The organism is Pseudomonas sp. GD03842 (genome assembly GCF_029841165.1).
GTDB lineage: Bacteria > Pseudomonadota > Gammaproteobacteria > Pseudomonadales > Pseudomonadaceae > Aquipseudomonas.
On sequence record NZ_JAOCEA010000010.1, the window covers coordinates 182600 to 208144 of the forward strand.

General features: G+C 61.5%; 21 protein-coding genes. 10 read left to right on the forward strand and 11 right to left on the reverse strand.

The genetic code is table 11. The features are described 5' to 3' along the window. Positions 1 to 3 precede the first annotated feature (3 nt). Positions 4 to 1020 carry a glycine betaine ABC transporter substrate-binding protein gene (locus N5D61_RS16020; protein WP_279893537.1) on the forward strand — a complete coding sequence of 339 codons (1017 nt, stop codon included), beginning with the start codon at positions 4 to 6 and terminating at the stop codon, positions 1018 to 1020. Next, positions 1017 to 1964, forward strand: coding sequence for a homocysteine S-methyltransferase family protein (locus N5D61_RS16025; protein WP_279893502.1), 948 nt, complete (start codon positions 1017 to 1019; stop codon positions 1962 to 1964). The genes N5D61_RS16020 and N5D61_RS16025 overlap by 4 nt, the downstream gene beginning before the upstream one ends. A gap of 32 nt (positions 1965 to 1996) precedes the next feature. Here the strand turns inward: N5D61_RS16025 and N5D61_RS16030 are convergent, their stop codons facing one another. Continuing rightward, positions 1997 to 2758, reverse strand: a complete 762-nt coding sequence (locus N5D61_RS16030) for a TetR/AcrR family transcriptional regulator (RefSeq protein WP_279893503.1) — start codon at positions 2756 to 2758, stop codon at positions 1997 to 1999. A gap of 173 nt (positions 2759 to 2931) precedes the next feature. Between N5D61_RS16030 and N5D61_RS16035 the strand changes: the two genes are divergently transcribed. The 7 genes from N5D61_RS16035 (at position 2932) to N5D61_RS16065 (ending at position 10291) form a co-directional block, all read left to right on the forward strand. Then, positions 2932 to 3690 (forward strand): enoyl-CoA hydratase/isomerase family protein, encoded by a 759-nt coding sequence (locus tag N5D61_RS16035; RefSeq protein ID WP_279893504.1) that lies wholly within the window; start codon positions 2932 to 2934, stop codon positions 3688 to 3690. Between the two features lie 104 nt (positions 3691 to 3794). Then, complete coding sequence (locus N5D61_RS16040) at positions 3795 to 5150, forward strand: MFS transporter (protein WP_108236745.1); 1356 nt, start codon at positions 3795 to 3797, stop codon at positions 5148 to 5150. 91 nt (positions 5151 to 5241) lie between these two features. Beyond that, positions 5242 to 6846: a CoA-transferase gene (locus N5D61_RS16045; RefSeq protein ID WP_279893505.1), complete on the forward strand. Its 1605-nt coding sequence runs from the start codon at positions 5242 to 5244 to the stop codon at positions 6844 to 6846. Continuing rightward, positions 6843 to 7700, forward strand: a complete 858-nt coding sequence (locus N5D61_RS16050; RefSeq protein ID WP_279893506.1) for a shikimate dehydrogenase — start codon at positions 6843 to 6845, stop codon at positions 7698 to 7700. The genes N5D61_RS16045 and N5D61_RS16050 overlap by 4 nt, the downstream gene beginning before the upstream one ends. 50 nt (positions 7701 to 7750) lie before the next feature. Further along, positions 7751 to 8914: a dihydrodipicolinate synthase family protein gene (locus N5D61_RS16055; RefSeq protein WP_279893507.1), complete on the forward strand. Its 1164-nt coding sequence runs from the start codon at positions 7751 to 7753 to the stop codon at positions 8912 to 8914. A 13-nt stretch (positions 8915 to 8927) separates the two neighbouring features. Beyond that, entirely contained in the window at positions 8928 to 9779 is an 852-nt protein-coding gene (locus N5D61_RS16060) for a sugar phosphate isomerase/epimerase (protein ID WP_279893508.1), read from the forward strand. 26 nt (positions 9780 to 9805) lie between these two features. Beyond that, on the forward strand, positions 9806 to 10291 hold the full coding sequence (locus tag N5D61_RS16065; RefSeq protein ID WP_279893509.1) for a MaoC/PaaZ C-terminal domain-containing protein: 486 nt from the start codon (positions 9806 to 9808) through the stop codon (positions 10289 to 10291). Between the two features lie 71 nt (positions 10292 to 10362). On the opposite strand, the gene N5D61_RS16070 is transcribed toward N5D61_RS16065, so the two are convergent. After that, positions 10363 to 11115, reverse strand: a complete 753-nt coding sequence (locus N5D61_RS16070; protein WP_279893510.1) for an SDR family NAD(P)-dependent oxidoreductase — start codon at positions 11113 to 11115, stop codon at positions 10363 to 10365. A 449-nt stretch (positions 11116 to 11564) separates the two neighbouring features. On the opposite strand from N5D61_RS16070, the gene N5D61_RS16075 reads away from it, so the two are divergent. Continuing rightward, entirely contained in the window at positions 11565 to 12515 is a 951-nt protein-coding gene (locus N5D61_RS16075) for an alpha/beta hydrolase (RefSeq protein ID WP_279893511.1), read from the forward strand. A gap of 135 nt (positions 12516 to 12650) precedes the next feature. On the opposite strand, the gene N5D61_RS16080 is transcribed toward N5D61_RS16075, so the two are convergent. From N5D61_RS16080 to tssJ, 9 genes are all read right to left on the reverse strand, one after another. Next, positions 12651 to 13283, reverse strand: coding sequence for a TetR/AcrR family transcriptional regulator (locus tag N5D61_RS16080; protein WP_279893512.1), 633 nt, complete (start codon positions 13281 to 13283; stop codon positions 12651 to 12653). 175 nt (positions 13284 to 13458) lie between these two features. Then, positions 13459 to 14559 carry a type VI secretion system protein TssA gene (gene tssA, locus N5D61_RS16085; protein ID WP_279893513.1) on the reverse strand — a complete coding sequence of 367 codons (1101 nt, stop codon included), beginning with the start codon at positions 14557 to 14559 and terminating at the stop codon, positions 13459 to 13461. A 101-nt stretch (positions 14560 to 14660) separates the two neighbouring features. Continuing rightward, on the reverse strand, positions 14661 to 15179 hold the full coding sequence (locus N5D61_RS16090; protein ID WP_108236735.1) for a type VI secretion system tube protein Hcp: 519 nt from the start codon (positions 15177 to 15179) through the stop codon (positions 14661 to 14663). A gap of 165 nt (positions 15180 to 15344) precedes the next feature. Further along, positions 15345 to 17840, reverse strand: coding sequence for a type VI secretion system membrane subunit TssM (gene tssM / locus N5D61_RS16095; protein ID WP_279893514.1), 2496 nt, complete (start codon positions 17838 to 17840; stop codon positions 15345 to 15347). Then, entirely contained in the window at positions 17837 to 18763 is a 927-nt protein-coding gene (tagF, locus tag N5D61_RS16100) for a type VI secretion system-associated protein TagF (protein WP_279893515.1), read from the reverse strand. Before tagF ends, tssM begins: the two co-directional genes overlap by 4 nt. A 31-nt stretch (positions 18764 to 18794) precedes the next feature. Then, positions 18795 to 22715 carry a type VI secretion protein IcmF/TssM N-terminal domain-containing protein gene (locus N5D61_RS16105; RefSeq protein ID WP_279893516.1) on the reverse strand — a complete coding sequence of 1307 codons (3921 nt, stop codon included), beginning with the start codon at positions 22713 to 22715 and terminating at the stop codon, positions 18795 to 18797. Between the two features lie 30 nt (positions 22716 to 22745). Beyond that, a complete protein-coding gene (icmH, locus tag N5D61_RS16110) occupies positions 22746 to 23456 on the reverse strand; it encodes a type IVB secretion system protein IcmH/DotU (RefSeq protein ID WP_279893517.1) in 711 nt (236 codons plus the stop codon). Continuing rightward, positions 23453 to 24796 (reverse strand): type VI secretion system baseplate subunit TssK, encoded by a 1344-nt coding sequence (tssK, locus tag N5D61_RS16115; protein WP_108236730.1) that lies wholly within the window; start codon positions 24794 to 24796, stop codon positions 23453 to 23455. The genes icmH and tssK overlap by 4 nt, the downstream gene beginning before the upstream one ends. Further along, complete coding sequence (gene tssJ / locus N5D61_RS16120) at positions 24789 to 25541, reverse strand: type VI secretion system lipoprotein TssJ (protein WP_279893518.1); 753 nt, start codon at positions 25539 to 25541, stop codon at positions 24789 to 24791. Before tssJ ends, tssK begins: the two co-directional genes overlap by 8 nt. Between the last annotated feature and the right edge of the window lie 4 nt (positions 25542 to 25545).

The following is a 25545-nucleotide window of genomic DNA, read 5'->3' on the forward strand; positions in this document are numbered from 1 at the left end:
GCCCTGACCGCGGGATTGATCGCAGCGCTGCTGCCGGCGACCGCTGCCTTCGCCAAAGACAAGGTAGTCATCGGCGAGCAAAATTGGACGGGCGCCATTGCCATCCAGCACATCCTAGGCGAAATCATCAGTACCCGCCTGGACGGCGATGTGTCGTACCTGGCGGGCGACGTGCCGGTCTTGTTCGCGGCCGCTGCCAAAGGGGATGGTTCGGTGGACGTGCTGACCGACATCTGGCTGCCCAATCAGTCGGCGGCCTGGGCCAAATACGTCACCGGCGGCACCCGTTCGCTGGTGCCGAACAAACGGCCCTACCTGGGCGTGCAGGGCTTCTACATCCCCGGATACATCCAGGACACCTACAACGTGCATTCGGTGTACGACCTGAAGAAGCCGGAAGTGGCCAAATTATTCGAGCCACTGGGTGGCGGAGAGGCGCAATTGCTGGTCGGCCCGGCGGGCTGGGAGTCCACCTACATCGGCGAGATCAAGGCCCAGGATTACGGCTTTGCCGACCAGTTCGAAGCGGTGTCCACTGAAGCCTCGGTGACCTACGCCAAGCTGGCAGCGGCGTACAAAGCCCACCGTGGCGTTGTGTTCTACGCCTACACGCCGGACTGGATCTTCTCTGCCTTCGACTTGCGCCGCCTCGAGGAACCGGCATTCGACGGCTACGCCCAGGACAACAAGAAGGGCGACCCGCTGTACAAGGCCGATGGGTGCTGGAAATTCATCAGCCCGACGGTCGACGCCGACTGGAAGAACAAGAGCCACATCACCTGCGCCTACCCGGATGCCAAGGTGTATGTGCTGACTTCGACAGCGTTGCAAAAACGCGCGCCGAAGATCGCCAGCTTCCTGGAAAACGTTGCCATCGACCCGCAGTCGCTGAACGACCTGATCCTCAAGATCGAAAAGGAGAAGCAACCGGCCGATGCGGCCGCCAAGGACTGGATCGCCACCAACCCGAAAGTGGTGGACACTTGGCTGGGCGTACAGACCGTGGGGAGCGCGCAATGACCAGAGTGACGCTGCTGGATGGGGGCATGGGCCGAGAGTTGCAGCGCATCGGCGCACCGTTTCGCCAGCCGGAATGGTCGGCGCTGGCGTTGATCGAAGCCCCCGACTACGTGTTGCGGGCCCATGGCGCATTCGTCGACGCCGGGGCCCGGATCATCACCAGCAACAGCTATGCGCTGGTGCCGTTTCACCTCGGGGAGGAGCGGTTCGCCGCCGACGCCCTGGGGCTGGCGGAGCGGGCAGGGAGGCTCGCTCGCGAAGCCGCCGGGCGCAGTCCCGAACGGATGGCCGTGGCCGGTTCGCTGCCACCGGCGCTGGGCTCTTACCGTCCGGATCTGTTCAATCATGAGCGCTCCGTCGCGATTCATCGCATCCTGATCGAGGGCCTGCGCAGCCATGTCGACCTGTGGCTGGCCGAAACCCAGAGTTCGATTGCCGAAGTTCGCGCGGTGCATCAGGCTCTCAGCGAGGCAGATTCCGTTCGGCATACGCCGCTGTGGCTGTCCTTTACTCTCAGCGACGACCCGGAACAGGGGCCGCGTCTGCGCTCCGGGGAACCGGTGGCTCAGGCCGTGAACGTGGCGCTGGAGCTAGGGGCCGACGCCGTGCTGTTCAATTGCAGCCAGCCCGAGGTGATGGGGCAGGCAGTGATCGTGGCCCGGCAGGTGATCGACACCGCGGCGGCCCACGCGCAGGTGGGTGTGTACGCCAATGCCTTTCCGACGGTCAGCACCGAGGCCGAAGCCAATGCCACCTTGCTCGACATCCGTCAGGATCTGGACCCCAGCTCGTACCTGCGCTGGGCACAGTCATGGGTCGAACAGGGGGCGAGCATCGTGGGTGGCTGTTGCGGCATCGGCCCGGAACATATCGCTGAGCTGCACGGCCACTTATTGCCGGTGACCGAGCGCAGCGATGACCAGGCATCCTCGCAAAGGCGCTGAAAGGGAGGCGCAGGCGACAGGGGGGCGGAACGTCAGTTCGTGTAGTTGGCCAGAACGATGCGCGAAAAGGCATTCAGGAACAGTTCGACCCGTTCGTAGCCCCCTGCGTCCTGCGCAAATATCGACAAGCTGTCCACCAGGTGCGTCAAGAGCAAGACCAGATCCTCTCTTGGCGCATCGGCGGTCAATTCGCCGACGTCGATCGCGTGATCCACTGCGTATTCCACGGCCGCGCGCACGTCGGTCGTGAAACCGGCCAAAGCCGCACGGGTCGGTTCGGTCAACACATCGCTTTCCAGCCGTAACCGGCTGATCAGGCTCCAAGGCTTGCGGGTCTTGCCATTGGGGTTGAATTTCTTGAACAGGCTGCGATTGAACGCAAGTTCGGCCTGGACCTTTTCCTGTAGCGACTTCCCTTCATCAAGCCAAATGGCACGTTGCTTGGTCGTAGCCTGTTGCACGTAGTCCGTGACCACCTCTTCGACCAGACTGTTCTTGTTGCCAAAATGGTAGTGAATGTTGGTGGTGGTGATGTCCAGCTCCTTGGCGATCACGCCAAAGGTGGTCTTGTGATAACCGTGGGCAATCAACAGCTTTTTCGCCAGATCCTTGATGTTGTCACGCATCGAAGTCTCTTTCGGGGTGGCATTCGCTTTGTCGTTCTGGCTCAAGGTGAAGTCTCGATAAGACGCGCAGTAGATGGCCTGATATTGCAGGCGATCAGGCAGCGGTGTGCGTACGAAGGCGGCCGACACCTGACGGCAACCGGGTCGGCGGCCGATTTTACACGACATTGCCGCGGTTCATGTCGCGCCCGTAGCAGCACGCTCGCTGCGATAACGATTTCCCAGCCAAAAAAATCAATTGCAGACCTGCTGCCCGGGTGATATTTATAGCTCATGACGTACTTACTAGTAAGTAAGTTGCGTACTGATGAATCCCTTGTTTCTCCTTCATAGGAGCAGGTATGCGAGACACCCTGACCCTTCATTTGCACGGTGCCGTTGCGGAAGTCGTCATCGATCGCCCGGAAAAAATGAACGCCATGACGCAGGACATGACCGCGGCGCTGGTGGACATCAAGCGCAAGGTCGAAGGCGATGACGACGTGCGGGTGATGTTGCTGCGTGGCGAAGGAACCCGCGCATTCTGTGCAGGGAGCGACCTGAACTCGCTGAACGCCTACCGCGATGCGTGGACGTTTCGCGACCGTGTCGACTACGCGGCGGTCATCCGTGATTTCAAGAAACCCGTGGTGGCCGCGCTTGAGGGGTGGGTGCTCGGCGGTGGCCTGGAAATGATGCTCGGCGCGGACATTCGCGTGGCAAGCCGAGGGGCCCGTTTCGGCGCCCCTGAGGTGGTGCGCGGTTGGGTCGGAGGCGGTGGGGCGTCGCAGATGCTCCCCAGGCTCGTGGGTTACGGGCAAGCGATGAAGTTGCTGCTGAGCGGCGATCCCATCGACGCCGCTGAAGCGCATCGCATCGGGCTGGTGGAGATGCTGGTGGAGGATGGAGAGGCGAGGGACGCCGCCCTGCGCTTGTGCTCGCGGCTGGCGCAGCACAGCCCGATCGCTACCCAAGCGGTCAAAGCGGCGGTTCGCGCGTCGTTGTCCATGCCGCTGGAGCAGGGTATTCGGTATGAGAACGAATTGACCTCCCTGTGCTTTGCCTGTGGGCACTATGCAACGGGCGTCAGCGCCTTCTCGGAACGCAAAGCGCGCACTTGAGCTGCGCGCGCCGATGCAGGATGCATGGGTGAACACCGGCAGGGACACCCCAGATCTAAAAAAGCAGTGCCAACATCCAACAACAATAATCAGGAGAACGCGCTATGCACACGGCACAGGCGCATCAGGCAAAGCAAAAAAACATTCGGCGCGCCGTATTCGCCTCGACCCTGGGCACCATCATCGAATGGTATGACTACGGGTTGTATGCGGCGGCGTCCGGCCTGATCATCAATAAGCTATTCTTCCCGCAACTTTCCGCGCTCGCCGGAACCTTGGCCGCGTTTGCGACCTTCGCGGTGGGTTTCATCGTTCGCCCGGTCGGCGGCATCATCATTTCGCACATCGGTGACAAATACGGGCGCAAACCGGCGCTGATCTTCTGCATCACGATCATGGGGGTGGCCACGGTCGGCCTCGGGATACTGCCGACCTACGCGCAGGTCGGGATCCTGGCGCCGATCCTGCTGATTCTCATGCGGATGATGCAAGGCTTCGGGGCAGGGGCGGAGCTCGCCGGCGCCATCACGCTGATCGCCGAATACACTCCACCTCACCGACGCGCCTTTTTCACCTCGATTCCCAACGCGGCAACGAACTTTGGCGTGATGATCGCCATCACCACTTTTCTGATGATTTCCTGGGTGCCCGAAGACATCCTCTTCAGCTGGGTCTGGCGCGTGCCGTTCATTCTTTCGCTGGCCTTGTTCGGCGTCGCGCTCTACATCCGGGCCAAACTCGATGAAACGCCCGAATACGTCGCGGCAATGGAAAGTGCTGCTGCCAAAGCCAAGGATGCCAAGGTGCCGGTAGCCGAGCTGTTCAAGAACAGCCGTCGCGAAGTGTTGTGCGGCTTTCTGGCGATGGGCGGGCATCAGGCGCTGAGTTACGTTCTCAACACCTTCGCCATCAGTTACATGACCTACACCCTCGGGATGGAGAAAACGGACAGCCTGATCGTGTTGATCGTCGCCCTCGGCGTTTCCCTGTTCTGTGCACCCATCGGCGGCCTGCTGGCCGACAAGTTTGGCAGCGGCAATATTTTTGCGGCCGGGGCGATCGGTGCATTGGTGATGGTCTGGCCGTTGTTCCTGGCCATCGACAGCAAAAACGTGGTGCTGGCGGCGTGTGTGATGAGCGCGGTCTACGGCATCAGTTGGGGCTGTACCTGTGGGGCACAGGGGGCCTTCCTGGCAAACCTGTTTCCCACCCGTTACCGCTTCTCCGGGATTGCCATGTGCCGAGAGCTTTCCGGCGCTTTCATCGGAGGGCCCACCCCGTTCATCGCCACGGCACTGGTGGCCTATGCCGGCGGAAAGCCCACGTACCTGATGCTCTATCTAGGGCTGTTCTCGCTGCTGACATTGATTGCCGTGGTGATGGGCAAGCACTTGTCACGCCACCGAGACGACCCTGTGGACGCGCCGGCGCCTCATCCTGCGGTGTCCGCGCGTCCCTGATCACCTTTCCCATTGCCGGGCGGACGCCTGAAGTCCGCCCGCCCGGCACGCTTGCTTCCTTAACCGTCTTCCCGGAGCCGTCGCAGCCGCCATGAAAATCTTGAACGCCGATCAGGCCATAGCGCTTATCAATGACAACGACACGCTGATCATCGGAGGGTCGGGGAGCGGCCACGCGATTCCCGAGACACTGATCGAGGCCTTGGAACGGCGCTACCTGGCCGAAGGCAGTCCGCGTCAACTGACATCGATCCATCCGGTCGGTCTGGGCAATCGGGCCGAGCGGGGCGCTTCCCGAATGGCACACCCGGGCCTGCTCAAGCGGGTTATCTGCGGCACGCTCGTCGATTCGCCGCCACTGGCACAACGTGCATTGGACAAGCAGATCGAAGCCTGGACATTGCCCCAAGGCGTGCTTTCGCAACTCACACGGGAGATGGCGGCCGGCCGCCCCGGCCTCATCAGCCACGTGGGCTTGCACACCTTCGTCGACCCGCGCCAGAACGGGGGTAGCCAGGGCGCCGACAGCGAAGCGCAGTGGGTCAGCCTGATGGAAATCGAGGGGCGGGAGTGGCTCTTCTATAAGCCATTCGACCTGGATGTCGCGTTCCTGCGCGGCACCACGGCCGATGAGGATGGCAACATTTCGATGGAGCACGAGGCTATTTTCGGCGACATGCTGTCCATGGCTCAGGCTACCAAGCGCAACGGAGGCCTGGTCATCGTGCAAGTCAAGCGCGTTGCTCGGCGCGGCACCTTGCCGCCCAAGTCCATCAAGATCCCGGGCATGCTGGTTGACGTGGTGGTGGTGGATGCGCAACAGCCGGTGACTTACCAGACCGCTTACGATCCAGCCTTCACGGGCGAGCTGCGCATCCCCCTCGACGGCTTCCCCAGGTTGCCTCTGGATGAGCGCAAGATCATCGCGCGCCGATTGGCGATGGAGCTTCGGGTCGGTGCGGTGTGCAACGTCGGCTCCGGGGTCTGCACGGGTATCGGCCTGGTCGCGGCCGAAGAAGACGTGCTCCACCACATCGTGTTGACCAACGAGCAGGGGTTGATCGGCGGTGCACCTGCCGCCGGGCTGGACGCGGGGGCGGCGCGCAACTACAGCGCGATCATCGACATGCCCTATCAGTTCGACTTTTATGACGGCGGCGGCATCGACATTGCCTTCCTGTCCGCCGTGGAAATCGATGCGGTCGCAAGCGTCAACATCAGCCGCTTCGCCGGCAAATTGATCGGCGTGGGCGGTTTCATCAACATCAGTCAGAACGCGAAGAAAATGGTCTTCGGCGGCACCTTCACCGCAGGCGGCCTGGCAGTGGCGTGCGAAGGCGGGCAACTGCACATTCTGAAAGAGGGCGCTCATCGCAAATTCGTGGCGCAGTTGCAGCAAGTCTCCTACAGCGGCCCCTACGCTCAACAGTGCGGGCAAACCACGCTGTTCGTGACCGAGCGAGCCGTGTTTCAGGCCGTCGACGGGGCCCTTGAGCTAATCGAAATCGCGCCCGGTATCGACCTTGAACGCGATGTGCTTGCCCACATGGCATTCCGGCCGCTGATCTCGCCGGAGTTGCGGTTGATGGATCACCGCCTGTTCCGTCCGGAGCCCATGGGGCTGGACGCCGACATGGGCGAACAGCCCTGGCCTGAGCATCCGCGCCTCAAGGCCTTGCGGGAGCGCCACGTATGAACACGCCGATGCAGAACGTCCGTGTCGATGGCGCCACCCGCCTGTTTGGAATCGTCGGTCACCCGGTGGCGCAGGTGAAGACGCCGCAACTGCTGAATGCACGCTTCGACGCGTCGCGGCTCAATGCCGTGTGCGTGCCGTTCGACGCGCCGGTCGAGCACTTCGAAGCCATCGTTCAAGGACTCAAATCCCTCGCCAATCTGGATGGCCTGGTGATCACCGTGCCGCACAAGATAAGCGCGAGGGCCTTGGTGGACAGGCTTTCGCCCGCGGCGCAGCGCGTTGGCGCCATCAATGCGATGCGACGCGAAGCCGACGGTACCTGGTTGGGCGATATGTTCGATGGTACGGGGCTGTTGCAAGGGCTGGCGCCATTGGGTTTTCAGCTGGCCGGCCAACGGGTCAAGCAAATCGGCGCGGGTGGCGCCGGTGCCGCGGTGGCGCATGCACTCGCTCAGGCTGGGGCTGCATCCCTGGCAGTGAGCGATCCCAGGCAGGCGGCGTTGTCGGAACTGGTGGAACGCCTGCGCCATTTCTACCCCGACTGCAAGGTGGATATCGACCACAACCCTGCGGATGTCACCGACACCGACCTGCTGATCAACTGCTCGCCCGTGGGCATGGGCACCGGTGATGGAATGCCGGTGGCGTTCGGCGCGTTTCCCGCTGCCTTGCAGGTCGTCGACATCATCATGACGCCCGCCGAAACCCCCTTGTTGAAACACGCACGCCGGTTCGGCTGCAACGCGAGCAACGGTTTGCCGATGATCCACGGGCAGCTCGAGGCGTTCGCCCGTTTCTTCCGCGTCGACCCGGCCGAACCCGCGCTGTCAACGTTCTCCGACGTCCGTTGAGAAGGCGCCGGGAAGCGCAAGCCACCTCAGACATTTTTCGAGCAATCATCATGATCATTACGCTGCCAACCGCTACTGGGCAACTGGAAACCTACACCCTCCGAGGCCAGCCGCTGGCCCCCGCCGCGCCGGGAACCCCCTTCAATCGCATTGCCTATTCCGCCGCGCATGTCGTTGCAGACCCCCGCGCTGCCGGGGAATTGAATCAGCCGGCCGCCATCGATTGGCCGCGCACCCTCGAATACCGACGGTACCTGATCGAACAGGGGTTGGGGATCGCCGAGGCCATGGACACCGCTCAGCGTGGAATGGGGCTCACTTGGGACACGGCACGCGAGCTGGTTGAACGCACCGTTCGCGAGACCAGCGATCTGCCGGGCGCCCGGATCGCCTCCGGTTGCGGCACGGATCATTTGGAGCTGCACGCAGGGCTGACGTGCGATGACGTCATTCGAGCGTACGCGATGCAGCTGGACGCCATTCAGCGCACCGGCAGCCGCGTCATCCTCATGGCCAGCCGAGCGTTGGTCCTGGCAGCCCGCAGCCGAGCAGACTATGTGCGCGTCTACCGGGAAGTATTGGCGATGTGCGACCAGCCCGTCATCCTGCATTGGCTGGGCGCCATGTTCGACCCCGCGCTGAAGGGCTATTGGGGGAGTGAAGACCTGGACGACGCGGCGGAGGTTTGCCTGGAGGTGATCGGGCAGAACGCTTCGAAAATCGACGGCATCAAGATCTCTTTGCTGGACGATGCCAGGGAAATCGCATTCCGGCGGCGCTTGCCTGACGGCGTAAAAATGTACACCGGGGACGATTTCAATTATCCCTCGCTGATCAAGGGGGACGACGTCGGCTACTCCCATGCCTTGCTGGGGATTTTCGACGCCATCGCGCCCGCTGCCTCACAGGCGTTGGCCGCCTTGGCGGCAGGTGATGTCGACAGGTATGACCGTATGCTTGCGCCCACCGTGGCGTTGTCGCGCCACATCTTTCGTGCGCCGACCCAGTATTACAAGACGGGGGTCGTGTTTCTCGCTTACCTGAACGGCTTCCAACCGCATTTCTTTATGTTGGGCGGCCACCATGGCGCGCGTCCGCCTGCCTACCTGGCGGAGGTGTTCCGTCTCGCCGATTCGGCCAACCTGTTGCGCGACCCCGAAGGCGCCATCCAGCGCATGCGCCTGGTGATGCAGACGCTCGGTTGCCAGCCCTGACGGAGCGACGTTCATGACATCCCTCGAAGGTCAGTTGCACCGATGTGCCATCAACACCGCGACGCTCGGTCATCGCGAGCCGTTGGACAAAACCCTGGACCGTATCGCCCGCGCCGGATTCGGTGGCATCGCGCCGTGGCGGCATGAAGTGGAAGCCATCGGCGCCAAGGCGGCCGGGCGGCAAGTGCGCGCGCTCGGGTTGTCCGTCACCGGCTACTGCCGATCGGCTTATTTTGCCGCGGCCGACCCGGCTGAGCGACGAGCGAACATGGGCGCCAACATCGCAGCCCTGGACGACGCGGTAGAACTTGGCGCCAGATGCTTCGTGCTGGTGGTAGGCGGCGTGCAGGGTGTGAAGGACGGTGTGGTCGGTGCGCGCGCGCAGGTGCAGGACGGGATCGGCGCGCTGTACCTCGAAGCTCGCAAACGGGGCATGCCACTGGCGATCGAGCCTTTGCATCCGACCTACGCGTCAGACCGCTCGGTCGTCAACACGATCAGCCAAGCGATCACACTGTGCGAATCGATTGCGCCCGATGACCCCGCCATGCTCGGCCTGGCGGTCGATGTCTACCACTGCTGGTGGGACCCTGACCTGGCGGCCTCCATTGCCCTGGCAGGCCACGCGGGCAGGATCATGGGTTACCACGTTTGCGATTGGCTGCTCGACACCCAGGACAGGCTGATGGATCGCGGCATGATGGGTGACGGGATCGTCGACCTTCGGGGTTTCCGCCGCCTGATCGAAGACGCGGGCTACACCGGCATGGTGGAAGTGGAAATATTTTCAGCGCAGCGATGGTGGAAGGTGGCTCAGGACGAAGTGCTCGCGGTGTGCGCCCGGCGCCTGCAGTCCCAGTGCTGATTCAACGAGCCAACAGGAGAAGAACGATGAGTGCTCTGCAGACAGAAGGCCGGGTGCTGACCCCCGGCCTGTACCATTTTGACGAGATCGAGGTCGGCGACCGCTTCGTCACCTCCGGGGTGACGGTCACCGAAACGCATGTGGTCAACTTCGCCGGTGTGTCAGGCGACTTCTATGACATCCACCTCGATGACATTGCCGCTCAAGAGGCAGGCTTTCCCGGCCGCATCGCCCACGGGCTGTTGGGGCTGTCGCTGGCGGACGGTCTGAAGACCCGTTGCCCGGTGCGCCTGCAGGGGCTGGCCACCCTAGGCTGGAATTGGTCGTTCCGCGCCCCCATCCTCATCGGCGATCGTATCCATGTCGAGATCAACGTCGTCGGGATGAGGCAGACGAAGCGCGCGGACAGGGGGATTGCCACCCTGGCGCTGACGGTTTTGAACCACACGGGCAAGACCGTGCAGGACGGGGAAACGCAACTGCTGATGGGCATTCGAAACCGCATCGAGTGAGCAGGGCAGGCGTCGCGCGGCCCGTGTTGACCGCTTCCGCCGGAGCGTCTCTCTTAGCTCACCCACTCGCGTTATTGGAAAGAGGGCTGCTGGACCTTGGGCGTAAGCAATCCGGCGGTCTCGCCGCCATCGATCGTCAACGTGGTGCCGTTGACGTAGCTCGCCGCTGGCGACAAGAGCCAGCAGACGGCCTCTGCGACTTCCGAGGCCATTGCCAGACGTCCTTCGGGAATGCGTGCGGTCAGGGCGGCGAGGCGGGCTTCGTCGTTGACGATCTTGTCCATCATGCGCGTGGCGATCTGTCCAGGGCAGACCGCGTTGAACCGCACTTGGCCGCCGTACTCCAGGGCCAGGGCCTGGGTCAGGCCGAGAAGGGCCGCTTTGCTGGCGCAATAAGTGGCCAGCCCTTGCTCCCCGGCTTTTCCCGCAATCGAAGAAACGTTCACAACGGCGCCATGGCCTGCGATCAGCCCCGGTAGCGCGTGTTTGGTGTAGAAGAACGCCGATCGCGTGTTCACGGCAAAGAGCGTGTCCCACTCCTGCTGGGTGGTTTCGACAAAGGCTTTGCGGCCGGACATACCCGCGTTGTTGACCAGCCCGGCGAGCGTGCCATTGCCCCGTTGCAGCGCCGTTTCCACGACGTGCCGGCACTCGTCCTCATTTGCGACATCCCCGGCCACGAAGGTGCAATTCGGCAAACGGCTCGCCAACTGGTCGCCAGCGGCGTGATCGCGCCCGGTGAACACGACCGAATGGCCAAGGCTGACGAGTTTTTCCACGGTTGCCGCACCAATGCCTTGGGTGCCGCCTGTGACGATGTACATGCAGTGCTCCTGAAGATGAACCGCCTCGAGACGGGCCGTTCACTGTGAATACGCGAGGTCGACCGTGTACCAGAAGACCCTGTTGCAACGGTCCGCACGATACCGTGTTTGCTCTCACAAAACTGTACGGGCAGCGTTCACGTTTGAACGATGCGGACGCGCCATCTGCAGCGGTCAATAGTCTTCATTTCAGCCACCAACCCGCTGCCCCGCGGCCTGCCGTCGAACGGATGCCAGGGGCATCTCCCACTGCATGACTTCGGCGCATACCGACATTCACCTGACTCGCATATCAATCGGTACAGATGTCGTTGACGCAGGGCAGGCGCCCTTATAGTGTACCGAACGGTATTTAAATGGCTTGTCAATGGCGATCAGTGCTTGCGTCAGCCGCTAACCGATCACCGATATCCAGGCGCGAAGGGCGCGCCCCATGCGAGGAGTAGGACATGAAGAAGCACCTCAAACGAGCACTTGCCACCGCGGCGATGGCCATGGCTCTGCCTTATCTTGCCCAGGCTGCGGAATTTCCGGTTCCGAAGGGATTTACCAGCGAGTTCAAAACGGTGGACGGCGTCAAGCTTCATTATGTGAAGGGCGGTTCCGGGCCGTTGGTATTCCTGGCCCATGGTTTTGGCCAAGCGTGGTACGAATGGCATAACTTGATGCCTGAACTTGCCAGAAATCACACCGTTGTTGCCGTGGATCTTCCCGGTCTGGGCGAGTCGCAGCCGCCTAAAACGGGATACAGCGGTACCGCGGTCTCGAAATACCTCTTCGACCTCGCAACGCAATTGAGCGGCAATCAGCCGTTCGATCTGGTTGCGCACGACATCGGTATCTGGAACACGTACCCCTTGGCGGTCATGCACCAGAGCCAGATCAAAAAATTGGTGTTCATGGAAGCGCCCATTCCTGACAAGAGCGTGTATGACTTCCCCGCCTTCTCACCGGAAGGTGAGTCATTGGTCTGGCATTTCAGCTTTTTCGCCGCAGGCGATCACATGGCTGAAACGTTGATCAAAGGCCATGAAAAATTCTTTCTCAAACGATTCATCCAGTCGCACGCGGCCAGTATGGATGCCTTCACGCCCAAGCTGATCGATATGTACGCCAAGTCCTACGCCAAGCCCCAGACGTTGAACGCCTCTTTCGAGTATTACCGCGCACTGAACACATCGATCGCCGAAAACGCTGAACTGTCGAAGACCTCACTGAACATGCCGGTGTTGGCCATCGGTGGGGGCGGGCGCAATGGTCTGGGGCAGTTCCAGATCGACCAAACGAAAAAATACGCAACCAACGTCAAGGGCGAAATCTTGCCGGGCTGTGGGCACTGGTTACCGGAAGAGTGCGCTGCCAAGTTGAATGCGGTGGTGGTTGACTTCCTGGATAATTGACACAGGTCCCATGCGAGTCGGGCGGATTCTGATGTTGCCCAGGACCCTTTCGCTGAGGCCCTCGATGTACATCGGTGCCATCGGCGAAAGCCTGTTTGAGGAGGTCACGGGTTTCAGCCAACAACTCCGGCCGAACTAAGGTACGGCGTGCACGTTTGCACCCTGCGCGCTGTCCCACAAGCCCATGATCTGTGTCACAGCCGCATCGATCTGCTCGAAGGCGACGCCGTCCCGAGCCAGCACGGAAATGCCCAGCAGGAAGCTGTCGAAGGCTGCCGCCAGCGCCTCGGGCACGACGGTGGCGGGGAGTTCACCGAGGGCGATCCCGCGCTTGACACAGGCCACGATGCCGGCGCGGTTCAGTGCCCGGGCCTCAGCCAAGGGAGTGGAGATGGCCTTGCTTTCATCCGTGCACGTGCTCAACAAGCCAAGCGCGACGAGGCATCCCTTGGGGTGACCGGGTTCGCATTGCATTTTTGCTGAACGTCGCAGCGTCAGTTCGATGGCCTCTCTCGGCGCGAGCGTGGTATCGAAAAGACTCTCCGTCACCCGGCCATGGGTGTTCAGATAGCGTTCCATCACTTCTTCGAACAGCGCCTGCTTGGAGCCAAATGCCGCGTAAAAGCTGGGGGCGGTGATGCCTGTACCGATGTTGGCCTTGAGCTGGCTGAGCGAGGTCGCGTCATAGCCATGCTCCCAGAACAAATGCATCGCCTGAGTGATTGCCACGTCCCGATCAAAGGAGCGCGGACGTCCCATCTGTGCCATATGTACCTCCTGCCGAGTTACATACAGACTACTCGATACATATATCCTTGCCTAGCGCAGGTGACGATCTGCGGCGCTGCCCGGCAGCGCTAGCTTCGCAGCGCTGTCAACGCGTACTCATCCGTTTCAGGGGGGGGGCTGTGGCGCGCGGGTAAGCTGACCTGGCCGCCGCAGATCAACCCTTCGGTTCCTTGGTCCCCAACACGTCGCGGATGCCGTCGACGACGCTGCTGTCCTTGATCACGTCGTTCAACCAGCCTTCGAGCGGCATGTTGCCCCACTTGATCGCACGCTCGATGAGATAGGGCACCGGGCTCTGGGGCTCGGTCTGTTTGAAGAACTGCGCGACACCTGCAAGCAAGGTGAAGGCTTCATCGCGGGTGAGCGGGGTCGTGCGCAATGGCGCCGTGGCGGTGTCTTTGATGGGGGTGGTCATTGCGGGACCTGCAGGGACTGGGTCGGCCGATAGCGCTTCGGGCTGTGATGGCTCTGCCGGGGCGGCCGGGTTGAGTTCGACGCCACGGTCCTTCAAGAGCTTTTCCGCGAGCTGCGCGGCACGGGAGAGGATTTCGCTCAGGCCGGCGAAGCTGGGCGCTTCGTGACCGAACAACCGGTCTGCGGTGGCCTGCAACTGGCGACAGGCATGCAGGCTGTCGTTGATCTCTGCCGCTTTGCGGAGAAAATGTTCGGTCTCGGTCAGAACCACCGAGCGCTGGAAAATTTCTGCATTGATTTTTCCTTCGTCCAGAGCCGTGCGCATCGCCTGTTGGTTCTGCAAGGCGAGGTTCTCGATGTGCCGGGACTCGTCGTAGCGCAATAGGCCGAATTGATCGCCTTGGGTGATCGGCAGCCCGCCGACCACGTCGGCCAGTGTTGTTTTTAGCCAGGCCAGGCGTGCAGCACGCTCTTCCAGGCCTTCGTCGAGGGCAGGGAACAGATCGTCCCAGAAGCGCTGCAGTATCCGCTCGGCCAGCGTGAGGCCGAAGGTAATGCCCACGAAGTGATATTTGTGCGCCAAGGCTTCACTGAGCCAGGCCACGAGCATCAGGTCCTTGCTTTGTTTGGCAAGCCCCTGTGCAGCCAGGGTGATGGTCATGTCCCAATCCGAGGATTTCAGATCGGTTTGCCAATCACCCTGGGTCAGGTAATCAGGGTCTGCCCGACGAGCTTCCTTGACCTGATCGAACAGCGTGGAAAAGCTCAGGTCTTCGCCGCTGCCTCCATTGATCGGCGCTGTCAGTTCGGTCATTGAAAGGTCGTTGAGAAATTCAGACATGGTCAACTCGGCAATGGGTAAAGAAACACCATGCCGATGAAGTCGGCACGGTGTCAGGTAAGGGCCATCGCCGTCGACGATGGCCCCGGGTGCTTACGCGATCACGCGAAAACCTTGTTGGCGGTGCGGTCCCAGCCGCCAGTGACGTTACCGCCACCCTGGCCGTCCGCACGGCTCTGTTGGGTGTAGGTGGTTTTGATACGCGCGAAGTTGAAGCTGATTTCTTCGATCGGCAGATCGCTCACCGCTTTGTCTTCGCCATCCTGGTTACCACCGGCAATGGCCTTGACCGACGACACCACAACCTCTTCCAGGTTGATGGTGAGGTAGGTCAGCTTGTCGCCGCCGGCACGGTTGACGTTCAGCTGGATCTTGGCGATGTGGGTCCCTTTGCAGCAGGCTTCGAACAGCTTCGCGGAGGCCTTGTCGACTGCCTTGCGAATGCTGAAATCGCTCAGCGCAACGCGCTCGGACGATGCACCACCCGAGGAACTGGCCGTTGCCGAAGTGGCTTGCGTGGCGCCGTATTCGTAGCCCAGTACTTCGATCCAGTCCTTGTGCTTTTCATCCAGCACTTCGCCTGGGATCCCGTCGATCTGAATGTATGCGTCAAATGCCATTTCTAACTTCTCCATTTTCTTACAATTAAGGGCTTGTCCTAGCTGCGGCCAGATCGCAGCCCTTCGATTTGACCCCCTCGATCATTCGAGGGGAGTCGGTTGCCGCTGCCTCAGCCTCCGCGCGCAGAGGCTCAGGCGCCGGTTCCTCCTGAGCGGTACGCGCACTCAATTGAGCGCGCGCACCTCGATTTCTACCCGCCGATTGGGCTCCAGGCACTGAATGAGCTGTGCCCTGGGCAATTGCATGTTGCACTTGACCAGCGGTTTCTGACTGCCTTCGCCCACGGCTTCCACCAGTTCGGCGGGCACGCCCTTGCCGACCAGGTAGGTCTTGATGGTTTGCGCACGTTGCCTGGACACCTGGAGGTTGCCTTCTGGATCACCCAGTTGATCCGCGTGCCCGGCGATGATGATCTTGCCGATGTTCGGGGTGCTCAACAGCTTGCCGGCGATGGCGCTCAACTGGCTCTGGCCCTCGGTTTTCAGGCTCTGGAAATCAGCGCGGGCGAACGCGAACAAGGTGTCCGATTCCAGCGTGATGGTCTCGATCGAACGCAGCGACTGCGACAACAGGCTGTTGATGTAATTGCGCGAGCTGGACGTCAGGAACGCGTTGTCGAGGATCCTTGGCACGTCGGGCTCGTGGATCTGATCGCTGTAGAAATTGACTTGGCGGCTGGCCATTTCATAGTCGGTTCCGGTATTCGGCGCGGCCGTAATGGCCGGCGTGTTCTTACCGGTCTGTTTGGCGATTGCCGGGTACCAGTAATCAGGAATCCGTGCCTTGAGAAACGCCGGGTCCGCTTTCTCGCGTTGCGAGCGCGACAACATCACATAAGTTTCGAGCGTGGCCTTGCCGAAGTCGGCAATCGACTGCGCACGGTTGTCCGTCGGCAGGGCGCGAGGCTCGACGCTGTCGACCCCGGTCACCGGCATGAGGTCTCTGGCGTTGCGCTGGTACACCTTGATCGTGGTGAGTAAGTACAACGAGCGGGTCAGGTTTTCGGAGGTCGGCTTGAGCATCACGCTCTCCAGCCGACTGAAATACCGGCTGCGCACTACAGGCTCGATCTTGTAGCCCTGATAGAGGCCCAGCCGCAGGCGCAGCGGAACGCCCTGGTCGTGATGCCGCGCGTAGTAATCGGCTGTCCAGAAGCGCAGGCGGTCCAGCGTCTGCCAGGACGTGTACTGTTGCGCAGCGGCTTGGTCCTGCGCGGCCGCCGCGGTCAATTCCGCCGACAGCGTTTCGATGGCCGACGCATTGTTCCAGTACGACCAGCCCCACAGGCTGCAGAGCAACAGTGCGACGAGACTGGCGCCGCCGACCCATGCGGCCTTGCGACGACGCTCGCGGAAATTGGTGGTGTACAGCGCGACCAGATGTTGATCCGGGATGATCACCTTACGGAACAGGCTGTTGATGAACAGCGGCTGGGGTTGTGCGTGGCCACTGGTGCTCGCGGCTTCGCCCTGGAGGTGAAAACGCTCGCTGACCTGCCGGGTGTGGCCACCCAACTCTGGCGCGTCGGCGTCCAGGGCGCTGGTGAAATAGAAGCCGCGCAGCAGCTCCGCGCTCTGGTAGGGGTTGGCACGCAGCAGGGTGTCGACGAACTGTTGAAGCCTCGGCTTGAGCGCCGCCAGCTCCAATGGGAAGCGGTAGACCGCAGAGTCCTGGCGGGTGATCTGAATGTCCTGCAACACCAGTTGCTGGCTGGCCACCTCCTGCCAGTAGCGGGTCAACTCGTCCATCGCCAGGCCGAACCGCTGCCCCCAATCGGCCTTTTCGAAATCCTTGTGGGTGAAGGTCTTGCCCATGACTTCGCCACGGGCCACTTCATCGAGGCGCCGGTAAAACGCAGTGAATCCAGGTACCAAGTCGCATTTGGTGAAGACTAGATAGACAGGCAGCCGCACTTCCAGCAGTGAGTGAGTTTCCTGAATCCGCTCGCGCAGGCGTTTGGCCAAGCGTTCCTGGTCTTCCGGCGAGGCCTCCAGAATGTCGTGGATGCTCACCGTCACGATCAGGCCATTGAGCGGACGCCGCTGGCGATACTGGCGCAAGAGCTGGAGAAAGGCGCGCCACTTACCGACTTCCTCCTGGTTGTTCATGTAACGTCCGGCGGTGTCCAGAAGCACCGCTTCGGAGCTGAAGAACCAGTCGCAATTACGCGTGCCGCCCAGCCCGGCGACACGAACGCCTTCGCGTTCGGCATACGGGAAATTCAGGCCGGACTGATACAGCATGGTGCTTTTGCCTGCTGCGGGCTGACCGACCACCAGGTACCACGGCAGTGCGTACAGCGCGTCCTTGGTGGCAGCGCCCCGTGGCGTGTTGCTGTGCAGACGGTCGATGCTTTGCAGCAGACGCTCACGCAGCAGGCTGACCCCCTCGCGATCTGCCGGGCTGGCATTGAGCACCGCCTGATCAGCGTCATCGCGCAGCAAGCCTTCCAGATTCGGGTGGCGTGAGGCGCCACGGTACAACAGCAGCACGTAACCGGCAGACAGCAGCAAAAACAGACCGATGCCAGCCAGCAGGCTGTGCAATGAGTTGAAGCCCAGCGCAACACCGATGGCCCATACCGCGAAGATCATTACAAAGAAGCAGACCCCAAGCACGTAGGGTTGATAGCGCAGAAAGTAATATTTGATCTTGTTCATACTGACTTCATATCCGGCGCGTCGACGAAGCGGTCGATGGCGTCATAAAGGGGGCGTTCGGTATCGGGCATCGCGGGCTGGCGATGGTGTTCGTCAAACGTTTCGAAATTGGCCAGCACGTCATAGGTGTCAGTGGCCTGGCCTTGGCCGGTGAGTACGGTGTAGAGGCTGTGGTTGCCTCTGTTGGGAAAGCAGAACAACTTAGGGCGCAGGAAGTCGTCGGCCAGCACGCTCACTTGCGGCGAAGCCCGACCCGCGCTCATGCGTGTCAACCAGTCGACCCACAGATCGGCGGTGGGGTTTTTCAGACCACGCTCGGCGGGCAAGGGCAGGCTGATGGCCGGCGCGTCCGCGTGGTGCAACGAGTGGCGTGCTGCATGGAGCCGGGTCAGCACCGCCGACGTGATGAACTCGGGATAGGCACCCTTCAAAGCGTCGGCGATGTCGCCCAGGTTGAAGTTGCGCAGGAATTTGTCGTGCACCTGGCGAAACAGTGCCAGATCCTGGCCCTGCAACGGCCGCAGCGCCTTGATCTTCTCGAACAGCCGTGCCGGTTGTTCGCCTTGCACACCGAGATGAAGCAGGGGCTTGATCTGCCCGCAGAACAGCTCGCTCAAGGTGAATGGGTTGACCAGACGTTCATTTTCTTCGGCCTTGAGCGTCTGGAAAATAAAGAACGGATAGCGCCGCTGGCTGGCGTCCATGGAGCTCACCAGGCCACCCAACAACCAGTTGCCCGAGCGCGCACGGTAGGAGACGAAGCACACCGGCAGGCGATCGAACAGCGTGCGCCAGTCCTCGCGCGGGTGAATCGCCGCCAGCGCGTTCTGGAGCCAACCGTCGAATTCGCAGACTTCGTCAGCGGCGCCATGCAGGCTGACGAAGTCGGCGCTGGCCGGTATTTTTCCGAAGCAGCCGATCATCGACCGCTCCTTGGGTTTGAGGCGCTGTGGTTCACTTGGTCCGTCCGTCCGCGACATTGACTGGGGCGTTCAACGCGCTCAGCGCCTTGACGTTGGCAAGGTCGGTCAGTTTGACGCCGCCATAGTTGCGCACTGCCAGGCTCACTTGACCGTTGGCGGTATTCCAACTGAAGCGCTGCTGGATACCGTCGAGATCGACCACGCGCGCGCTGTCGTTCATTCGCAGCAAGCCCCAACGCCCCGGATAATCGAACACCGTGATACGTTCGCCGGAGAGGGTCACCACATCCAGACGAGCGCCCGGAGCAGTGGTGCTGCCTGGCCAGGAGAAGCGGCTCCAGCTGGTCTTGCCGTTGCGGTAGTGCTGCTCCTGACCGTCCAGGGTGAAAATGATGTCGGTGAAGTTGGCCGACGGCTCCAGCATGATCTCGAAGCCATTTTCCTTGTCCGACAGGCTGGCAATGACCTCGCCCAGCGAGCTCGCTTTGTCGATGCTGTTGACCATGTTCGGGTTCACCAGCGGCACGGCCTTGGCGCCGCTGCTCATGCCCAGGCCTTCTCCGCCGGACAGGTTGCCGATTTCGTTGCGCTTGAAGTTCGGTAGCAGCCCGGATTCCGGGTCGACGAAACGCTGCAGGTCCTTGACCGATGCTTCATTGCGGCTGCCCGCCGCAATTGGGTAACGGTGGGCCATGACCTGCTCCCAGGGCTTGGCGATCTGCTGCGCCCAGGCCTTGGCAATCTGTTGGCCGGCCGGATCACGCAGGGTTTCCCAAGCGAACTGGATCGGCAGACTGAACAGCCCTTGCAGAGACGCCGACAGGCCGCCTTGACTGGTGTCGACAGTGGTTTCCACGTAGTTGCGCACGTTGGTCACCTCGCTTGGCTGGCCTTCAAGGGTTTCGCTGATCAGCTGCTTGCTGCTCTTGCCCACATCCTGCGAGCGCTGGATGTTGTTCATCCGCACCTTGAGCTTGCGCAGCGCCGCCAGATAGCGATCCATGATGGTGCTGTCGGCGCCTTCCGAATTTTGCGCGGCGAATACCCGCGACACCGGTTCGAAGCGTTTCGCCAGGCTGCCGTCGTCAATCGACGGCAATGGCGAGAGCATGGCTGCGGAGGGTTTCTGCGGACCATCGAACAGGCCGGTGGCCTTGCTCCAGAAACTGTCCTGGGGTGCGGTGCCAGGTGCTTGGGGCTCACGCGGAGCCGGCAGGTCCCAGCGCGTGTTGTCATTGACGGCCGAGAGCAGCAGTTTGACAGGCGAGTTCTGCACGTCGCTCAGCAATGACAACTGTTCGGTCGCGTTCGCCATGTCGGTGAAGTGCCGAATACCGACACCGTTGAGCAGGGCGTACCACACCTGGGCGTAGTCACGTTTGTAGCGCGCCATGAATTCACGCACGAAGTTGGCTTTCTGGACAATGCTGTCGCCGCCTTCACCATCGAGCACCCAGTCGGACTCGTTGCGCAGGTTGCCGGACACCAGCTTGATCAGCTCCGGCTTGACGAAGCCGTCCCAGCCTGGACGGGTAAAGATGGCCGGCACGGCTTCGCTGCCATACAGCAGTTGGCGACCGGGCAGCGGGACCAGATCGTTGAGGCTGATGGCGGGGAACTGACGGCTGGATTCCAATTGCAGGCGCAGGTACTCGCGGTCCACCAGCGAGCTGGAAATCATGAACGCCTTCAGGCTTTTGCGCGTGCTGTCGACCAATTGCTCGTTGCGAGGCAGGGCAGGGGCCTGACCGTTCTTGAGCAACTGCACGTACATCGGCACGTTGTCCTGGATGACCTCGTCACTGACAGGGCTGGCCTCCGTCGCAGTGCTGGCCCATGCGACCGGCAATGCGGCGCTGACGAATTCCGGATCCGGGTGAGCAGCGGGCTGCGTCAGCATCAGGTACAGCTTGAGCGCGTTGTAGGATTCGATGATCGATGCCACTTGTTGCTCATCCAGCCGTCCCAGCATTTCCTCGGACAGCGACAGCCCGCCGGTGGTCGCCGAGACCTCGGCCGCATCACTGGCGGTGGCCGGGTTGCGCAAGTCGGCCAGCGCACCGTCGCGGGCTTTGCCGGCAGCGCCCTTGGCCAGACCCTTGAGACGATTGCCTGCGTCGCCGACGGAGCGCGGGATGCTGCTCAGCGAAGGTTTGCCTGCCTTGGCGCGGAGGTCCTGCATGCCACGGTCGATCAGCTTCTGGCCCTTGGCGGTTTTGACGTTGGCCTTGCCCGTTGCGGCAAGATCGTTCTGGGGCTCCATTGATTCGGCGAATTCATTGAAGGCGCGCATCTGCATCTGCAGTGCCAGCGCCACCGGCTCCAGCGCCTGACTGCGCAATTGCTGCAGGTAGGCAGCCTCGGCGGCGGCGAAAATATCGTCGCCCCGGTACAGGCCCGCGCTCAATTGCAGGGGAACGCCCTTGGCGCGGTGTTTTTCAATCAGCGTCAGCTCATTACGAAGCAATTCGAGGCCTTCGCCCGCAGCCATGCGTTGGTCGCGGTCCGGCGCGGCATTCAGATCGCTGATTTTCCCTTCCAGCGCCGCGATCCATGCCCGGTTGTTCTGGAAGGCCAGCGCCTGCCAGCCAACGAAAACAAGCCCAGCGAGCGCCGCCAGCGCGATCACGGCCGGGCTGAGCGACGTGTCGCGCCCCGTACGCGACTGATAGCGGGTCAGATCACGGTCCGCGAAGATGACCCGCCGGAAGGTATCGGTGATGAAGTAACTGCGGTCGCTGATCTTTTTGCCCACCCCTTCGGTAAGGGCCAGAGCGTCCTGGTCAGGCTGCAGCGCAAACGACTCGGCCAGATCGTCCTCATAGACCGGAAACAGCTGATGATCGGTCTGCAGCGCGCTGGTGAAATACACACCGCGCAGCAACAGCGGGTTGCCGTGGCTGGCTGGCTCCGTGAAGGGCTTGAGAAATTGCTCCAGCACACGCGGCATCTGGGCAAAGTAATTCGGGAAGTTGAGCAACGTAGAGTTGGCTTCCGCGCCCAGACGCGTCATTTGTGTGTCGACGTGACGCTGAACGCCGCCGTACAAATTCTCCAGTTTGCGGGTGAGCACGGCACGCAGACCCAGGTTGCGGATCTCCGACTGGCCGAACGTCATGCCCAACGGCTGCTGACGTTCAGTCAGGTCCAGACCGTCGAATGCCTGGTTGAAGCCGGGCAGTTGGTCGGTCTTGCTCAACATCAGATAGATCGGCGGGTTGGCCTCCAGACAGCGGGTGTACTCTTCGATCCGCGACACCAGTTGCGCTGCCATCTGCTCGCGCTCTTCGACCGTGGCCGACAACAGCTCCGGCAAGCTGACGACCAGCACCAAGCCATTGACCGCCGCTTTCTTGCGCTGTTTTTTCACCAACTGCAGGAATGCGGCGAACTCACTGGCCGATTGGTCATCGTGCAGGTAACGCCCGGCCGTATCGATCAACACCGCTTCCGGGCTGAAATACCAATCGCAGTGCTGCGTGCCACTGTCGTTGTCGCTCTGGCTGCTGGCAATGCTGGCGGACAGGCCTGAGCGGGTGAGCAGGGAGGTCTTGCCCGCCGCCGACATGCCGATGACCAGGTACCACGGCAAGTCGTATAGCGCCGAAGAACCGCCACCGCCGGCGGAACGGTCGGCGCGCAACATGGCGATGGCATGTTTGAGCCTGTCCCGGAGCACCTGTTGGTCACGGAACTCGCCGTTCGATTTCAGCGAGCGATCGACTTCGATCTGCACCAGGTTTTCGAGGTTGTGTTCGGTGCGAATACGCCTGTACTGCCGCAGCACGATGATCAAGAGATAGAAGGCGCTGACGATCGCCATGGTTTCGAGCACGTGATCGCGCGACCACTGCACACGAGGCGCGACCAGCGCGCAGACGAGGAGGCTCGCCAACCATAGGGCGATGACGATGAACCAAAAGCTTTTCAATGCACGGAGTAATGTTTTCATGTCTTCCTGACTCGGTTACCTGACCATTGCTCAGGCACTGAACAACTGGCTGATGTGTTCTGAGAGGACGGCGACGTCTTTGCCCAGCAGCCAGTCCAGCGTCAGGTAGACGCCCAGGCAGACCAGCGCAATGAGCGCCAGATAGATCCACACGGGCACTTCATGACGCAGCATCTGCGAAACCTGATCGGGCAGCGCCCAATCGGGCGAGAGCGCCTTGGGTGTCTTGCGGTACCGCGCAATGTCCTGGCCGAGGGTGTTGGCCAGGTAGCGCAATTGATCCTTTTCGGACAGGAACTTGCCTTCGAACCCCAGCGCCAGGCAGAGGTGGTAGACCTCCAACACATCGAGGTTGCCTTTCACGTCGGCGCGCAACGCGTCGATCTTCTCGAAAAAGCCTTCGCCGGCCAGGGCCACGCCGAAATAGCGAAACTGCAAGGGTGACATCTCGAAGTGCCGGCGCAGGTCGTTTTCGCCCGAGCGCAGCACGCTTTCATCGAGAAACGCGCACAGTGCATATTGCGTGTCCTTGACTTGATCGGCGCTGTATTGGGCGCTCCGCGCATCACGCTCCAGTTGAGCGAAGAAACCGTCGACGCTGGCTTCGAAGGCGCTGATCGACGTGACCTGACGGCCGCGACGTACGATCAGCGCCATGCTGATGAAGTCTTGCACGAGGTCTTTCAAGGTGGGTTTCGCGGCAGTGGCGGTCGTTGCGCCTTGCATTACGGCTTCGTTCATTTGAGTACCGCCATCAGTTCAAGCTTGAGGTTGGTGAAGGCACTGGGTGCGTAGAACGAGATCGCCTGCGCGTTCATCATGCGTTCGTAGACCCGGCCATGCGGCTCGATAGAGAAATAGTGGTTGTCCAGCCGTACCGGAATGGCGTTGGGCAGGCGTGTGGAATGGTTGAGCGTGACACCCGGCATGGCGCTGTTGACAACCACTTCGATGTCTTCCGGAGAGCCGATCTTGAAGGCGCGTGGCACCAGCTCCAGAAGGCTGGCCCCAGGCATGTCGGCGTGCACGGAAATGTAAAAGTCCGCTTCGACCAGGCGCGGATCATGCAATTGCCCTTGCCAGTAAGAGGGCTTGGTTTGGGTCAGGTTGATCATGATGCATTGGTTAGGAATGACGTTATCCAGCAGTACCCGGATCGTCTCGTCCAGCTTGACCAGCGAGGCGGCCGGATCGTGATGGTCGTATTCGGGAATGCTGTTGAGCTCCATGTCGAGCGAGAACGTCAACAGCCCACCGGCCAACTCAGCCAGGAACAGGTACAGGCGCTCCGGATGCAGGCGCGGGTGCGCGAGCAGGTGAGCGAGCGCCGGGTAAGCGCGGTTCACGGTGTTGAGCAGCCAGAACAGGGTGACGTCGCTGGAGCCGAACTCAGCGATCTGGTCGGCGCGCTCGCGACGGCGGCCCGACAATGCCTTGCTCTTGGATTGCAGCGCCCCCAGCAGGCGTTTGCCCAGACCGATCAACGTCTCGTGAGTGCCCACATGCAAGGTGGGATGCACGAAGTGCATGTCCAGGTTGAAGCCACCGATGTTATTGCGTGACAGCCGAGCCACCGGGCAATAGGTGTAGCCGTCCAGGGTGTCGCCATCGACCAGCATGACCACGTTCAGCCGCAGACTGGTGATTTCGTTTTCAAGATCGCCTTCGTTCAGGTCAGGCAGGGTGTCGAACTGCTTGCGAAAACGGCGCGCGCTCTTCTGTTCCTGACCGTCTTCGACATAGTTCAAGCCGAACGGCTCGGGCAGTTTCAACGCCGCATAGACCTTGAAATCATCACCCTTGAGCAATTCCCTCAGGTCCCTCGCCGCTGGAAGCGGGTCATGTTGCGGCGCGTCGAAGAGGCTGCCATCCGGGAACACGAGCTTGAGACGCTTGAGCTGCAGCGAACCGTTGGCCAATGCCTCTTCATCGATCTGCAACGCCTGGACACCCCAATGAAAAGGCGTGCTGCGCAAGGTCGATTCGGCAAGCTGATGCTGATGGAACTCGTCCTGATACTGAAAATGCTGCGGCAGAAGGAACATGCCTTCAGACCACATCACACGGCTCTGCTTACTCATGAACGCCTTCCAGGAGTGAATCGAATTTTGACTGCATGCCTTTCTGCGCGGAGTCGACGGCGGTGTCCTCGGCTTTCTGAACCACCGCGTCCTGAACCTTTTGCGCGACCGTCGGGGTGCCCGGCGCCTGCGGCAGGGTGTTGGTACTGGCGATCTGAGCTTGCGTCGGCGTCTGGCGCAGTACATCGGCGCCGCGCACGGCCACCACCTGGTTGTTGTCCACCAGCACCCTCAGGCCATCGGATGAGAACCAGATGCCGTCCTTGCGCAACGAGTTGGCGTCGAAGGCGACTTTCCATTGGCTCTTTTCTTCCGAGCGGAAGAAGGCGGCGACGCCGACATACCCGGTGGCCTTGTTCAAAGGCCACTGGTTGTTCTGCCCCATGCCGGGGAGCAGGGTGATTTCCTGGCTGTCAATCAAGGTGTTGCCGAGCGCCTTCTGCGGGTCGCTCCACAACGAATCGGGGTCGGTGGACGCAAAGCGTTCGAGCGCCGTGAGCTGATAAACCCGCAGCACCACCGACAAGGGCTTGCCCGACTCATCGGGGTTCAGCTGATTGCCACCGTCGGACGTCAGAATCACCTTCTCTTTGTCGCCGAACAGCATGTCGCCCGCCCAGGTGTCGTCGACCCGTTTTCCAGCCCGCTCGGTGATGCCGCAGGCGCTCAACGCCAGCAGCATCGCCAGAAGGGTCAGCCCCTTCGCCCAGCTCGCGCCGGCACGTTCCATGTTGTGCATATTCATGACT

Excerpts from the sequence above, each read along its gene's own strand:
- N5D61_RS16025 (WP_279893502.1), top strand. The coding sequence starts at position 1,017 with ATGACCAGAGTGACGCTGCTGGATGGGGGCATGGGCCGAGAGTTGCAG.
- N5D61_RS16030 (WP_279893503.1), bottom strand. The coding sequence starts at position 2,758 with ATGTCGTGTAAAATCGGCCGCCGACCCGGTTGCCGTCAGGTGTCGGCC.
- N5D61_RS16035 (WP_279893504.1), top strand. The coding sequence starts at position 2,932 with ATGCGAGACACCCTGACCCTTCATTTGCACGGTGCCGTTGCGGAAGTC.
- N5D61_RS16040 (WP_108236745.1), top strand. The coding sequence starts at position 3,795 with ATGCACACGGCACAGGCGCATCAGGCAAAGCAAAAAAACATTCGGCGC.
- N5D61_RS16045 (WP_279893505.1), top strand. The coding sequence starts at position 5,242 with ATGAAAATCTTGAACGCCGATCAGGCCATAGCGCTTATCAATGACAAC.
- N5D61_RS16050 (WP_279893506.1), top strand. The coding sequence starts at position 6,843 with ATGAACACGCCGATGCAGAACGTCCGTGTCGATGGCGCCACCCGCCTG.
- N5D61_RS16055 (WP_279893507.1), top strand. The coding sequence starts at position 7,751 with ATGATCATTACGCTGCCAACCGCTACTGGGCAACTGGAAACCTACACC.
- N5D61_RS16060 (WP_279893508.1), top strand. The coding sequence starts at position 8,928 with ATGACATCCCTCGAAGGTCAGTTGCACCGATGTGCCATCAACACCGCG.
- N5D61_RS16065 (WP_279893509.1), top strand. The coding sequence starts at position 9,806 with ATGAGTGCTCTGCAGACAGAAGGCCGGGTGCTGACCCCCGGCCTGTAC.
- N5D61_RS16070 (WP_279893510.1), bottom strand. The coding sequence starts at position 11,115 with ATGTACATCGTCACAGGCGGCACCCAAGGCATTGGTGCGGCAACCGTG.
- N5D61_RS16075 (WP_279893511.1), top strand. The coding sequence starts at position 11,565 with ATGAAGAAGCACCTCAAACGAGCACTTGCCACCGCGGCGATGGCCATG.
- N5D61_RS16080 (WP_279893512.1), bottom strand. The coding sequence starts at position 13,283 with ATGGCACAGATGGGACGTCCGCGCTCCTTTGATCGGGACGTGGCAATC.
- tssA (WP_279893513.1), bottom strand. The coding sequence starts at position 14,559 with ATGTCTGAATTTCTCAACGACCTTTCAATGACCGAACTGACAGCGCCG.
- N5D61_RS16090 (WP_108236735.1), bottom strand. The coding sequence starts at position 15,179 with ATGGCATTTGACGCATACATTCAGATCGACGGGATCCCAGGCGAAGTG.
- tssM (WP_279893514.1), bottom strand. The coding sequence starts at position 17,840 with ATGAACAAGATCAAATATTACTTTCTGCGCTATCAACCCTACGTGCTT.
- tagF (WP_279893515.1), bottom strand. The coding sequence starts at position 18,763 with ATGATCGGCTGCTTCGGAAAAATACCGGCCAGCGCCGACTTCGTCAGC.
- N5D61_RS16105 (WP_279893516.1), bottom strand. The coding sequence starts at position 22,715 with ATGAAAACATTACTCCGTGCATTGAAAAGCTTTTGGTTCATCGTCATC.
- icmH (WP_279893517.1), bottom strand. The coding sequence starts at position 23,456 with ATGAACGAAGCCGTAATGCAAGGCGCAACGACCGCCACTGCCGCGAAA.
- tssK (WP_108236730.1), bottom strand. The coding sequence starts at position 24,796 with ATGAGTAAGCAGAGCCGTGTGATGTGGTCTGAAGGCATGTTCCTTCTG.
- tssJ (WP_279893518.1), bottom strand. The coding sequence starts at position 25,541 with ATGAATATGCACAACATGGAACGTGCCGGCGCGAGCTGGGCGAAGGGG.